Annotated in this window: 11 protein-coding genes and 1 pseudogene; 6 read left to right on the forward strand and 6 right to left on the reverse strand. The window is 44.9% G+C overall.

Annotation, left to right across the window (positions count from 1 at the left end):
• Window positions 1-166: 166 nt before the first annotated feature.
• A complete protein-coding gene (locus tag EDD70_RS01485) occupies window positions 167-1,123 on the reverse strand; it encodes an ABC transporter substrate-binding protein (RefSeq protein ID WP_092753705.1) in 957 nt (318 codons plus the stop codon).
• 205 nt (window positions 1,124-1,328) lie between these two features.
• Here EDD70_RS01485 and ilvB point away from each other — a divergent pair, with 205 nt between their 5' ends.
• The 6 genes and pseudogenes from ilvB (at window position 1,329) to nrdG (ending at window position 7,710) form a co-directional block, all read left to right on the forward strand.
• Window positions 1,329-2,954 carry a biosynthetic-type acetolactate synthase large subunit gene (gene ilvB, locus EDD70_RS01490; protein ID WP_278320591.1) on the forward strand — a complete coding sequence of 542 codons (1,626 nt, stop codon included), beginning with the start codon at window positions 1,329-1,331 and terminating at the stop codon, window positions 2,952-2,954.
• A gap of 13 nt (window positions 2,955-2,967) precedes the next feature.
• Entirely contained in the window at window positions 2,968-3,459 is a 492-nt protein-coding gene (gene ilvN, locus EDD70_RS01495) for an acetolactate synthase small subunit (protein WP_092753701.1), read from the forward strand.
• Between the two features lie 103 nt (window positions 3,460-3,562).
• Window positions 3,563-4,312, forward strand: a complete 750-nt coding sequence (gene nagB / locus EDD70_RS01500) for a glucosamine-6-phosphate deaminase (RefSeq protein ID WP_092753699.1) — start codon at window positions 3,563-3,565, stop codon at window positions 4,310-4,312.
• Window positions 4,313-4,639: 327 nt separating this feature from the next.
• Entirely contained in the window at window positions 4,640-6,958 is a 2,319-nt protein-coding gene (locus EDD70_RS01505) for an anaerobic ribonucleoside triphosphate reductase (RefSeq protein ID WP_092753697.1), read from the forward strand.
• Between the two features lie 54 nt (window positions 6,959-7,012).
• A pseudogene (nrdD, locus tag EDD70_RS01510) lies at window positions 7,013-7,132 on the forward strand (anaerobic ribonucleoside-triphosphate reductase); the annotation flags it as partial.
• 68 nt (window positions 7,133-7,200) lie between these two features.
• Entirely contained in the window at window positions 7,201-7,710 is a 510-nt protein-coding gene (gene nrdG, locus EDD70_RS01515) for an anaerobic ribonucleoside-triphosphate reductase activating protein (RefSeq protein WP_092753695.1), read from the forward strand.
• Window positions 7,711-7,762: 52 nt separating this feature from the next.
• Here nrdG and EDD70_RS01520 read toward each other — a convergent pair whose 3' ends face one another.
• The 5 genes from EDD70_RS01520 to rimI all read right to left on the reverse strand — a co-directional run bounded on the left by EDD70_RS01520 (window position 7,763) and on the right by rimI (window position 13,136).
• A complete protein-coding gene (locus EDD70_RS01520) occupies window positions 7,763-9,199 on the reverse strand; it encodes an NCS2 family permease (protein WP_092753693.1) in 1,437 nt (478 codons plus the stop codon).
• A gap of 277 nt (window positions 9,200-9,476) precedes the next feature.
• Entirely contained in the window at window positions 9,477-11,252 is a 1,776-nt protein-coding gene (locus EDD70_RS01525) for a phosphoenolpyruvate carboxykinase (GTP) (RefSeq protein ID WP_092753691.1), read from the reverse strand.
• Between the two features lie 139 nt (window positions 11,253-11,391).
• Window positions 11,392-11,580 (reverse strand): hypothetical protein, encoded by a 189-nt coding sequence (locus tag EDD70_RS01530; protein WP_092753689.1) that lies wholly within the window; start codon window positions 11,578-11,580, stop codon window positions 11,392-11,394.
• Window positions 11,581-11,623: 43 nt separating this feature from the next.
• Window positions 11,624-12,661: a tRNA (adenosine(37)-N6)-threonylcarbamoyltransferase complex transferase subunit TsaD gene (tsaD, locus tag EDD70_RS01535; RefSeq protein ID WP_092753687.1), complete on the reverse strand. Its 1,038-nt coding sequence runs from the start codon at window positions 12,659-12,661 to the stop codon at window positions 11,624-11,626.
• Window positions 12,662-12,677: 16 nt separating this feature from the next.
• Window positions 12,678-13,136, reverse strand: a complete 459-nt coding sequence (gene rimI / locus EDD70_RS01540; RefSeq protein ID WP_242943107.1) for a ribosomal protein S18-alanine N-acetyltransferase — start codon at window positions 13,134-13,136, stop codon at window positions 12,678-12,680.
• Window positions 13,137-13,221 lie beyond the last annotated feature (85 nt).

A 13,221-nucleotide genomic window follows, 5' to 3' on the forward strand; every position in this document is an offset into this window, starting at 1 on the left:
CCCAAAAAAGAAAATAACTCTGCCAAAGGGGCAGAGCAAAACAAATGCAAAATAGTCCTTTAATCAATATAATACCATAATAGTTCATATTTTACAATCGTTGAACAAGATATAATTTGTAAAAAATGCCCGACAGAACCCAAAATGACTCTGCGGGCATTTGATTTTACTCCTGCGCGGCAAACGCTTCGGGGCAAGCTTGTTTTGCCATATCCTCAAGCATATCAAACATACGAATACCTTGCCGTTCAAACACCTCAAAGTCAAATTCAAAACACTTTGAATTTGCGTATGCGGGCGTGGTATTGTAAATTTGCGAGCCTTTTACCCCTTCCAGCCCGATTGCTTTGTCGTAGAACAACACATCAGGCATTAAATCAATTGCCTTGTCCTGCGGGTAAATCCATTCCCCGTATGCGGACGCACTGTTTTTAAACCCGATTGCCTCAAGAAGTTGACCTTCAAAGGTGTCTCCGGTAGCAAGGGTAAGGGGCATAAGCCGCAGGTAGGCAGCCACGGGCTGTTTGTCAACGGTGGCAGTTTTTATTTTTGCGGCAATTTCATCTATACGGGCGCTTTGCTCACTGAACAAAGCTTTACCCTTGGCAGCGCCGTCGGTTTCACCTTCAAAAATTCTGCCTACATCGGTATAAAGCGTCTCCAACTCCTGCATACTCTTTGCGCGCGGCAGCACTACCACTACGGCATTCATTTGCTGCAGCTTAACAAGGTCAGCTTCAATAAAAGGGGATGAAGTTAAGACAACATCGGGTTTTATTGTTTCGATACTTTCCATCTTGGGTGCGTTGATGGTACCAACCTTGGGCAGACCGTCAATATCTTCGTTTTCGTAAGTGCAATAGTCGCTTACGCCTGCAAGCTTATTAAAATACCCCAGGTCGCAAATAATCTCTGTCAGCGAAGGAGACAGTGATACAACGCGCTCCGGTGCTTCTTTAATGCGTGCTTTTTCAAACTTCACAGGAAAATTCCCGTTTTCGTCCATAGATTCCGATTCGGAAGTGCCTGCGCTGCCTGTATCTTTCTCTTTTTTTGAGCAGGCAGGTACAGCAAGCAGCATCGCAAAAGCGAGCAGCAAGGCGATGAGTTTTTTTATCGTCATAGTAATATTCCTTCCTTGTTCATTGCGCCGCAACTTATCTATTATTCTACCTCGTTCGGCAATGTGCTGTCAATTATTATAGTGTTTAAAAAGAGCGAATTTTGTGCTTGATAAATTTGGACAGTGTGAAAACAAAGATTGAAACAACCGATAAAAAAGCATATAATAAAAGTTACTATTATTCATGCTGAAAGGAAGATTATGTGTGATAACTGCAGCACAAGCCATTGTCAAGTCGCTTGAGATGGAAGGAGTATCGGTTGTATTTGGTTACCCCGGTGCAGCAATCTGTCCGTTTTACGACCAGCTGGCACATTCCTCTATTCGGCACATTTTGGTAAGACAAGAACAAAACGCAGGGCATGCAGCGAGCGGCTATGCACGAATTGCAGGCAAACCGGGGGTTTGTATTGCCACATCCGGCCCGGGTGCTACCAACTTGATTACCGCACTTGCTACTGCATATATGGATTCTGTCCCGCTGATAGCGATTACAGGCCAGGTATCTACCGAACTGTTGGGACGGGACGTATTTCAGGAAGCTGACATAACAGGCGCAGCTGAGCCGTTTACCAAACACAGTTTTCTGGTTAAGAACGCACAAGAGCTGCCGCAACGCATCAAAGAGGCTTTTTATATTGCGTCTACCGGTAGACAAGGCCCTGTTTTAATTGATATTCCGATTGATGTTCAAAAAAACATGATAGAATTCGACTACCCGCAAACAGTGTCTATTCGCAGCTATAAGCCCAGTACCAAAGGCAATACAGCACAGCTTAAACGTGTACTAAATGCTATGCAGCAAGCGCGCAAGCCGGTAATTTGTGCGGGTGGGGGCGTATTTGGTGCACGGGCAACAAAACAGGTAAAGCAGCTTGCAGAACAATGCAGTATTCCCGTAGTGTCTACTATGATGGGGCTTGGTGTGCTGCCCACAGAGCATCCGCTTTATTTTGGCATGCTTGGCATGTACGGCTGTTCTGTTGCAAACAAAGCCATTCATGAATCCGACCTGCTTATTATCATTGGTGCAAGAGTGGGGGAGCGTGCTATGTCCAATACAGGGCTGATAGCACGGTGTACACGTATCATTCATATAGACATCGACCCGGCTGAAATCGGGAAGAATATGGAGACAAACATTCCTCTTGTGGGGGATGCAAAACAGGTACTGAAACAGATATTGGAGCAGAACCCAACGCTTGAAACAGCGGACTGGCTGGATGCTTTGCGTGATTGGAAACGGCAGGAGAAGCCGCCGATTATTGCTTCGCAAAGCGGTTACGTTAATCCGAACAGATTGGTATCTCTGCTTTCGCACAAAATGGAAGGTGACAGCATCTATGTAGCAGATGTAGGGCAAAACCAAATTTGGTCTGCACAGGGTATCAATCTTCGTGAGGGGCGATTTCTGACATCGGGCGGTATGGGCACAATGGGGTACTCGCTGCCTGCCGCTATTGGTGCAAAGCTTGCCGCGCCCGAAAAACAGGTTGTAGCGGTATGCGGCGATGGTTCGCTGCAAATGCAAATGATGGAGTTTGCAACCATGTGCCAGCACAGTGTACCCGTTAAACTGGTAGTGATGTGCAACAATCGGCTTGGTATGGTGCGTGAGCTTCAGGATATCTATTATCAGCACAACTGCATTGCGGTGAACCTTGACGGCAGCCCCGATTTTTGCAAGATTGCAGATGCTTACGGAATAAACAATGCGTTTGTGTGCAGCGACACCGAGGTTGAGCATGCCATTGATAGGATGCTTGAAAGCGACAAACCATATTTGCTGCAATGTGCCATCAGCCCCGAGGCGAACTGCGCAACGGATTGAACGGAGGAACGCTATGAAACATACATTATCAGTATTGGTTGAGAATCAGGCGGGCGTACTGTCCCGTATATCGGGGCTGTTTGCACGCCGTGGTTTTAATATTGAAAGCCTTGCTGTTGGCGTCACCGAGGATAAAAATATTTCGCGTATGACCATTGTGGTAAATGGCGATGATTATATTGTAGAACAGGTAGAAAAACAGCTCAACAAGCTGATTGATGTTATTCGCGTGCGCTCGCTTGCCCCCGATGACATTATTACCCGTGAGTTAATGTTAATTAAAGTGGGGGCATCTGGTGCAACACGCAGTGAAATTATTGATATAGTTAAAATTATGGATGCACGTATTGTGGATCTTTCCAAATCTACTCTCACCATCGAAATTTCTGATACAGCCGAACGTTTGGAGCTGCTTGAAGATTTGCTGAAGCCTTACAGTATTAAAGAAGTGATGCGGACAGGCACGATTGCACTGCAAAAAGGGATTGGTATTATTTCAAAATAGCAGATAGGTACAAAAAGGCACACAACCGTGCATAGACAAGATTGGTTATAAATGTTAGTATAAATTATAATAAGAAAAAACTTTAGTCAGGGGGCTTTTTAAGATGAAGTTAATTATGGCAAAAAATTATAGTGACTTAAGCCGTAAAGCGGCAAATGTCGTAAGTGCAACGGTGATATTGCACCCCAATTGCGTGCTTGGGCTTGCAACGGGTTCTACTCCCGTGGGGATGTACAAGCAATTAATTGAATGGTATCAAAAAGGTGACTTGGATTTTAAAGCGGTCAAGTCTATCAATCTTGACGAATATGTGGGGTTGGATGCGCAAAGCGACCAAAGCTACCGCTATTTTATGAACGAAAACTTATTTAACCACATTAATATCGACCGCTCTAATACCAGCGTACCCAACGGTATGGCTGCCGATATTGAACGCGAATGCAAGCGCTACGACAAACATATCCACGATTTGGGCGGGGTTGATTTGCAGGTGCTTGGCATCGGCAATAACGGGCATATTGGGTTTAACGAGCCTGACGAGGCGTTTGAGCAGGAAACTCATCTGGTGAATCTTGCACAAAAAACGATCGATGCAAACTCCCGTTTCTTTGATTCAATCGATGATGTACCCAAGCAGGCAATTACGATGGGTATAAAATCAATTATGCAGGCAAAAAGCATCGTTCTGCTGGCATCGGGCGAGGGCAAAGCTGATATCATGGAAAAGGCTTTGTTTGGCCCCATTACTCCAAAGGTGCCAGCATCCATCTTGCAGCTTCATCCTCATCTTATTGTGGTAGCAGATAAAGACGCGCTGAAGGTTGTCTCCCAAATGCATCCCGAATTTTTCTAGAAACAAAGAATATATGTTTTATAAACTATAAGGAATTCCAAATAATTACATTTAGTATAATTTGAAATTCCTTTAAAAGGGGGGCGAAATGCCCTCCTTTTTATGCCTCAAAAATGTGTTTATAAAAAACAAATAAATACTATATGTAGTATGGAAAATAAAAATGATACTAAAAATGGTAGTTTTGCCAATTGACAAGATTACAAGAAAGAGATATGATAAACGGGTAGCAAATTTATAAACACTATATCTTGTGGTAAGAATATAGTATTACTTATAAATGTAGTGATGATTTGATAAACAGAACAACTTTCGGAGGAAAACAGAATGATAACGAACATTATAAAACGCGATGGACGCAGTGTGCCGTTTGATATTGAAAAAATTGCGATGGCCATTTACAAAGCTGCGGAAGTATTGGGCGGTAAGGATAAAGAAATGGCACTCTCAATAGCGAAGGATGTTGTGGCTTATCTCGAAAACCATATGCACACCGAGAGCCCTACTGTGGAGCAAATTCAAGATGCTGTTGAGAAAGTACTTATTGAGCAGGGGCACGCCCGCACCGCAAAAGAATACATTCTGTACCGTGCAGAGCGCACCCGTGTGAGAGAGAGTAATACCAGGCTGATGAAGGTGTACGAAGAACTTACCTTTAAAGATGCCTCTGATAACGATGTAAAGCGTGAGAATGCGAATATTGACGGGGATACCGCAATGGGTACCATGCTGAAATACGGCAGCGAGGGTGCAAAACAATTTTACGAAATGTTTGTACTCAACCCCGTTCATGCCAAGGCACATATAGAGGGTGACATCCACATTCATGACCTTGACTTTTTAACCTTAACAACCACCTGCTGCCAAATTGATATTGAAAAGTTGTTTCAGGGTGGTTTTTCTACAGGGCACGGTTTTTTGCGAGAGCCCAATGACATTCAAAGCTATTCGGCACTTGCGTGCATCGCAATTCAATCCAATCAAAACGACCAACATGGCGGGCAGAGCATACCAAACTTTGATTATGGGATGTCAAAAGGTGTTGCAAAAACTTATCGCAAACTGTATTTAAGCAATCTTGGCAAAGCAATGGAGATTCTGTGCGGGGTAGAAGACGGCTTAAGCGCAGCAAAAGATTTATGCAAACGTATTGAGCAAGAGCATCACATCAGCCCCATTTTGGCATATGATAACGGTTATCATGAAAACGAGGCAGAGTTACTGAAAGAAGTAATCCCTGCTGATGATATAAAAAAAGTTCAGGCTATGGCAAAAAAATATGCCAATAAAGAGACCAGGCGAGCTACATACCAAGCGATGGAGGCATTTGTGCACAACCTTAACACCATGCATTCGCGTGCGGGTGCTCAAATTCCGTTCAGTTCCATCAATTACGGCACCGATACTTCGCCTGAGGGCAGGCTGGTGATTGAAAACGTGTTGCTTGCAACCGAAGCGGGTTTGGGTAACGGCGAAACACCTATTTTCCCAATCCATATCTTTAAGGTGAAAGAGGGCATCAACTACAATACCAACGACCCGAACTACGACCTGTTTAAATTGGCTTGCCGCGTATCGGCGAAACGCCTGTTCCCCAACTTTTCGTTCCTCGATGCGCCGTTTAATGCACAGTACTACAAACAAGGCGACCACAACACAGAAGTGGCTTATATGGGCTGCCGTACCCGCGTTATGGCAAATGCTTACGACCCTTCTCGCGAGGTGGTAGGGGGCAGAGGTAACCTCAGTTTTACTTCGATCAATCTGCCGCGAATGGCAATTAAAGCAAACGGCAATGTAGACTTGTTTTTTGAGGATTTGGAACGTAAAATCAGTTTGGTGTGTGAACAACTGATGGAACGTTATGAGATACAGGCGGCGAAAAAAGTGAAAAACTATCCTTTCCTAATGGGCGAAGGGATTTGGCTGGATTCCGATAAGCTTTCTGCGAACGATACTGTAGGGGAAGTGCTCAAGCACGGTACACTTACAATTGGCTTTATCGGGCTTGCAGAGTGCTTGAAAGCACTGATTGGCAAGCACCATGGCGAATCGCAAGAGGCGCAAAATTTAGGGCTGGATATTGTTGGTTATATGAGAAAGCGGATGGATGAAGAGACAAAACGTACCGGCTTCAACTATTCTCTGATTGCAACTCCTGCCGAGGGTTTATCAGGGCGCTTTGTGCGCATTGATAAAAAGAAATACGGTGTCATCGCAGGCGTAACAGACCGTGATTACTACACTAACTCGTTCCATGTACCCGTTTATCATAATATATCAGCGTTTGAAAAAATAAAACTGGAAGCGCCTTACCATGCGTTAACAAACGGCGGACATATTACCTATGTGGAGTTGGACGGCGACCCTTGCAAAAATTTGGATGCTTTTGAAAAAGTGGTGCGCTGTATGAAAGAAAACGGTATTGGCTACGGCTCTATCAATCACCCTGTAGACCGTGACCCGGTGTGCGGCTATACCGGTATTATTGATGAGATTTGTCCTCGCTGCGGAAGACGTGAGGGAGAAGGCGTAAGCGTGGAAGTGCTGCGTAAACTGGGTGTTTACCACGGAAATGCAGACACGTGCGGTTATTGCGGCGATATAAACGAAGAAAAAGACAGAACGATAAATGCAGTTAATTAAGAGGAGGACAGAATAATGAACAGCAACACACAGACAGTAGGCGAGGGGATCGGATTTGAGAGAATCCGCAGAATTACAGGTTATTTGGTTGGTACGGTAGACCGTTTTAATAATGCAAAACGTGCAGAAGAGCACGACCGTGTAAAGCATGGGTTAGAGCCCGAAAAGATTTAGTTTTGCCCAAAATGCTGCTCTAAGGACGGATTGTTTATCCGTCCTTTTTCATGGAAAAGAGGAATTGGATGGATACAACGATAAGAATAGCAGGCATTGTGCGGGAATCCATTGTAGATGGACCGGGAATACGGTTGGTTGTTTTTACACAAGGCTGTCCGCACCACTGTGAGGGCTGCCATAACCCACAATCGCACGATTTTGAGGCGGGCTACGACTGTGAGCTGGGCAAAATTACAGCACAACTGGATAAAAACCCGCTGCTTTCTGGGGTTACATTTTCAGGCGGGGAACCCTTTTGCCAGCCGCAGGCACTGCATGAGTTGGCGCTGGAAGTTAAAAAACGTGGGCTGAGTTTGATGACTTACTCCGGTTATACCTACGAGCAGCTTGTTGCTATGGCTAAAACCAACGCTGCCGTGGGGCAGCTGCTTGACGATACCGATATTTTGGTTGATGGACGCTTTGTGCTTGCAGAACGCGACCTTACACTGACATTTCGCGGCAGCCGTAACCAGCGTATTATTGATATGGCAAAAACCAATACGTCAAAACAAGTGGTAACAATGCAGTTTTAAATGGAAAAGCGCACCCATCAAAAGATGGGTGCGCTTTTTGCTCTAGTTGTAATTATACAGCAAGGAAGAATTTTAAAATAAAGAAGAACGAAAGCAACCAGGTAATCCAAGAAGTTTCTTTCACTTTGCCGCTCAGCAACTTAATTACGCAGTGCGAAATCAAACCAAAGCCGATACCGTTTGCAATGGAGTAGGTCAGCGGCATCATAGCTACGGTTAAGAAACCGGGGATTGCTTCAGAAATATCATCAAAATCCATATTCTTTAGCCCGCTTATCATCAATGCTCCTACAAAAATCAGTGCAGGTGCGGTGGCAACGCCGGGGATAAGACCTACAAACGGGGCAGCAACCAATGCAAGTAAGAAGCAGCCTGCAGTTGTTGCAGAGGTAAGCCCTGTTCTGCCGCCTTCTGCAATGCCCGATGTAGATTCAACAAAAGTAGTTACGGTTGAGGTACCAAGCAGTGCGCCGGATGCTGTTGCGATGGCATCGGAGAGCAGAGCCTGTTTCATACGGGGCATGTTTCCCTTTTCATCCAATAAACCTGCCTGGCCGGCTGTGCCAAGCAATGTTCCGATGGTGTCAAACATATCTACCATCGAGAACGATAAGATAAGTACCAGTACAGTTGTTATGGTAGAAAGCAGGTTTTGTCCTGCAAACAAAGTACCAAAATCAAGTTTTAAGAAAGAAACATCCATAAAATCTTTTGCTTGTGCTGCAAAGTTAATCGAGAATGATTCGGGCATAGTTGCTACCCCAAAAGGGAAGTAGGCAAGAACGCCTGTAATGATGATACCAATGAGGATAGACCCTTTTACCTTGAGTTTATAAAGTGCAGCAATGATAAACACACCGAGAATGGCAAGGATTGCGCCCATGACGGTGGAGTGCATCTCAGGGTCGCCCAATGCTGAAAAATTGATCAGTCCAACCTGTACAGCAGGGTCGGGTACGACGATGTGAGCACTTTGGAACCCCAGATACGCGAGGAACAAACCAATACCGCCGCTGATGGCAATTTTGACATTTTGAGGAATAGCTCTTACAATTGCCTCACGTGCACCAATAATGGTTATAAATATAAACAGCAAACCAGACATAAATACGAGTGCCAGTGCGCACTGGTATTGCCCTATGACGTCGAGCTCTTTACCTGTAACTTTAATCATAGCGGGCATAACGGTAAACGCGAAAAATGCGTTAAGCCCCATACCGGATGCTTGTGCAAATGGTATTTTAGCAAGAAAAGCCATTAAAATTGTACCGATGAAAGCGGAAATACATGTAGCAAAGAAGACGCCGTTAAAAATTTGGCTATTGCCCATGGACAGCATGTTGGGGTTAACGAAGATAATATACGCCATGGTAAAGAAAGTAGTTAAGCCCGCTACAATCTCTGTTTTAACAGTGGTTCCGTGCTCTTTGAGCTGAAAATAATGTTCCAAGCCGCCTCGCTCCTTAACGTTCAAATTTTTTCCTGACATTACAGTACCCTCCCGTTTCATGTTTATTCTGGAATTGCAGCGAAAATAAATCCGTACAATCCAATAGACAGGTCATAAGTATTACTATTAACAGATTGTGTACAATTAAATATTAGCATAAAACACTATAAATTTGCAACACTTTTTAAATAAAAATGTAAAAAGTGACTAATTGCACAATCGGGAGTTTGGGATATTAGTACTTGTTACAAAGTAACACAAAAATACCCCCCGAATTAAATTCGATCGGGGGGTATTGCAGTAAATTACATAAAAACTATTTATTAAGGTTTGCTTCCAGAGTAGCAAGCTCTTTTTCAAGTGGTTTCGGCAATTTGTCGCCGAATTTTGCGTAGAACTCATGGATGCCTTTTGCTTCTTCTTTCCAGAGGTCAATGTCAACATTCAACAAATCTTTAACCGTATCAAGGTCAATATCCAAGCCTTTAATGTTGATATCTTCCGGTTTGGGCTCGTAACCGATTGGTGTTTCAACTGCGTTGGCTTTACCGTTGCAGCGGTCAACAATCCACATCAGAACTCTCATGTTATCGCCAAAGCCCGGCCAAATGAAGTGCCCCTCATCGTCGGTTCTGAACCAGTTAACATTAAAGATTTTAGGAGCCTTGTCGCCGAGTTTTTCGCCCATTTCCAGCCAATGTGCAAAGTAGTCGCCCATATGGTAACCGCAGAACGGCAGCATAGCCATTGGGTCGCGGCGAACAACACCAACTGCACCGGTTGCAGCAGCAGTTGTTTCAGAAGCCATAGTGGAACCTACGAACACACCATGCTCCCAGCTGCGGGACTGGTAAACCAGCGGAGCTGTTTTAGCGCGGCGGCCACCGAAGATCATTGCAGAGATTGGCACACCCTCGGGGTTGTCAAATTCTTTGCTGATGCAAGGGCAGTTTTTTGCAGGAGCAGTAAAACGAGAGTTGGGATGAGCACCTTTTTCGGTAGAGGTTTTGCCGTTCCAAGGTTTGCCCAACCAGTCGATTGCATTCTCCGGCGGATTCTTATCAAGACCCTCCCACCAAACAGTGTTGTCTTCCAGGTTGTGAGCGACGTTGGTGAAAATGGTGTTTTTCTTAGTGGATTCCAGTGCGTTGTGGTTGGACTTTGTATTGGTGCCCGGTGCAACACCGAAGAAACCATTCTCGGGGTTGATAGCGTAAAGTCTACCGTCTTTACCGGGTTTCAGCCATGCGATGTCATCGCCCACTGTCCAAACTTTGTAGCCTTGTTTCTCATAGATCTCGGGAGGAATGAGCATAGCAAGGTTGGTTTTACCGCAAGCAGATGGGAATGCAGCAGTAATATAAGTAACCTCGCCCTGAGGATTTTCAATGCCGAGAATAAGCATATGCTCAGCCATCCAGCCCTCGTTTTTGCCCTGATAAGAAGCAATACGCAGTGCAAAGCATTTTTTGCCGAGCAAAACGTTGCCGCCGTAAGCCGAGTTGATAGACCAAATGGTGTTATCCTCTGGGAAGTGAACAATATAACGGTTCTCAGGGTCGACATTTGCTTTGGAGTGCAGTCCGCGAACGAAATCGTTGGAGGTCTCACCAAGATTTTCGAAAGCAGCCTTGCCCATACGGGTCATAATATCCATGTTCAAAACAACATAGATAGAGTCGGTGAGCTCTACGCCTACTTTCGCAAGGGCTGAGCCGATAGGACCCATGGAGTAAGGGATAACGTACATTGTACGGCCTTTCATAACGCCATCATACATTGGGGTTAGTTTTGCGTACATTTCTTTGGGGTCGCACCAGTTGTTGGTTGGGCCTGCATCTTCTTCTTTTCTTGAGCAGATAAAAGTGCGGGATTCTACACGGGCAACGTCGTTCTGCAATGTTCTGTGCAGCAAACAGCCTGGGAGCTTTTCTTGGTTGAGCTCTTCCATTTCGCCGGTAGCAATAGCCTCTTTTCTTAAAGAAGCAAGCTGTTCTTCGCTGCCGTCAATCCAGACGACTTGGTCAGGTTTGCACAGGGCGACCATGTCGTCTACCCAAGTGAGCACATTTTTGTTTTTGGTTAGTGCCATAATTTTATCTCCTTTCAGCCGACTTAAGTCGGTTAAACCAAATTTTCCACAAATACATTATACCTTTTAAAAATACAAATTTCAATTGGAAAAAGCCAAAAGTTCACATTTTGTTAAAAAAGTAACAAAAAATTTTCAATTAAAATGGTAAATCATCCTCATCATTTTCAAGATCATCCCAATCCGGCTCATTGGGCGGGGTGATGTAGTGGTTGCCGTTGTGGTTACCGCAGTAAACACCTTTTTTTGCAGGAGCTAACAGAAAACCGATAATAATACCAAGAAACAGAAACATTGCAGATAAAACACAGACAAAGTTTTTACTCATAAGATGTCCTCCCAATGAAATGAAATTTTAGTGCTGCTATAGTTTAATCAACTTTTTTGTGTAAGCACGGTGCTGCATCACCAATGGGTACAGAAGCACAACCGTTTAAAGATAAATCGGCAACATTACCGCAGAGGTACTCGTAATACGCCTGAGCACCAATCATTGCCGCATTATCACCGCATAATGACAGAGCAGGGAGATACAGCCGATAGCCGTGGCTTTTGCATGCGGCTTGCAGTGATGCACGCAAACCGCTGTTTGCCGATACACCGCCTGCAACTACTATATTTTTGTAGCCGGAATGCTCTGCCGCGAGCATCAGCTTGTCCGTAAGAATTTTGCATACAGTATGCTGAAATGATGCCGCAAGGTCATTGTTATCGATAGTCTCGCCCTTTTGGGTTGTATTATGCACGAGGTTAATCACAGCGGTTTTCAGCCCCGAAAAGCTGAAATCGTATGGGCTGCCGTCCACATGCGGGATGGGAAGCTTGTATGCTTTGGGGTTGCCCAGCTGTGCGGCTTTGTCAATATAAATGCCGCCGGGGTAGCAAAAGCCCATAGAACGGGCAGCTTTGTCAAATGCCTCGCCTGCCGCATCATCGCGTGTTTTGCCAATGGTTTTAAATTCGGTATAATCTTTTACCTCAATGATATGGCTATGCCCCCCCGATACGACAAGGCAAAGAAAAGGCGGTTTTAAATCGGGATGAGTAATATAATTTGCCGCAATGTGCCCGCGGATATGATGTACGGGAATAAGAGGTTTGCCGCTTGCAAGTGACAGACCTTTTGCAAAATTCACCCCAACCAAAAGCGCGCCAATCAGCCCCGGTGCGTAAGTAACTGCAATAGCGTCTACTTCGCTGAGGGACATGTTGGCGTCGGCTAATACTTTTTCGGTGATTTCCACTATATTTTCAGCATGTCGGCGCGAGGCAATTTCGGGCACAACACCGCCGTATTTTTGGTGCTCAGCCACCTGAGAATTGATTACAGAGGCGAGCACCTCGCGTCCATCCTCGACTATGGCGGTTGCTGTTTCGTCGCAGGAGGATTCGATTGCTAATATTTTCAAACTGATACTTCCTATTCTATTTGAATGTACGTGTCATAATGAGGGCATCTTCAACCGGATTGACGTAAAACTGCTTGCGTTCGCCTGCAACCTCAAATTCAAAGCTTTCGTACAGGTGACGTGCTGCTTCGTTGGATTTACGCACCTCTAGGGTGATAAAGCTGAGTTCTTGCTCTCTTGCATGCTGCATTAATTCTTCAAGCAAGGCATGTGCAACACCGTGCCGGCGGTATTTTGGTGTTACGGCAAGGTTTGCCATATAACCCTCGTCAATCACTTGAGTCATACCTACATAACCTGCAAGGTTGCCCTCGTATTCTGCTACAAGAAAAACAGCAAGCGGGTTGCTCAGCTCTGCCGCAAGCGATTCATAACTCCAAGGTGTACTGAAACACTCGGTTTCAATCTCTGCAAGGCGTTCTATGTGCTCTGGTTTCATCGATGTAATGGTAATACTTCGCCCTTCTATGTCCACTGATCTATCTCCTTTTTTATACGATTGCTTAAAAAATGGTGTTAAGTGTGTTCGCTAAAATAACGCGTTTGCACAGATGCCCTGA

The organism is Hydrogenoanaerobacterium saccharovorans (assembly GCF_003814745.1).
GTDB lineage: Bacteria > Bacillota > Clostridia > Oscillospirales > Ruminococcaceae > Hydrogenoanaerobacterium > Hydrogenoanaerobacterium saccharovorans.

Bases quoted from the DNA above. Each gene is read 5' to 3' on its own strand.
- nrdG (WP_092753695.1), top strand. From the start codon at position 7,201: ATGGATACAACGATAAGAATAGCAGGCATTGTGCGGGAATCCATTGTA.
- EDD70_RS01525 (WP_092753691.1), bottom strand. From the start codon at position 11,252: ATGGCACTAACCAAAAACAAAAATGTGCTCACTTGGGTAGACGACATG.
- EDD70_RS01520 (WP_092753693.1), bottom strand. From the start codon at position 9,199: ATGTCAGGAAAAAATTTGAACGTTAAGGAGCGAGGCGGCTTGGAACAT.
- EDD70_RS01505 (WP_092753697.1), top strand. From the start codon at position 4,640: ATGATAACGAACATTATAAAACGCGATGGACGCAGTGTGCCGTTTGAT.
- EDD70_RS01530 (WP_092753689.1), bottom strand. From the start codon at position 11,580: ATGAGTAAAAACTTTGTCTGTGTTTTATCTGCAATGTTTCTGTTTCTT.
- nagB (WP_092753699.1), top strand. From the start codon at position 3,563: ATGAAGTTAATTATGGCAAAAAATTATAGTGACTTAAGCCGTAAAGCG.
- ilvN (WP_092753701.1), top strand. From the start codon at position 2,968: ATGAAACATACATTATCAGTATTGGTTGAGAATCAGGCGGGCGTACTG.
- EDD70_RS01485 (WP_092753705.1), bottom strand. From the start codon at position 1,123: ATGACGATAAAAAAACTCATCGCCTTGCTGCTCGCTTTTGCGATGCTG.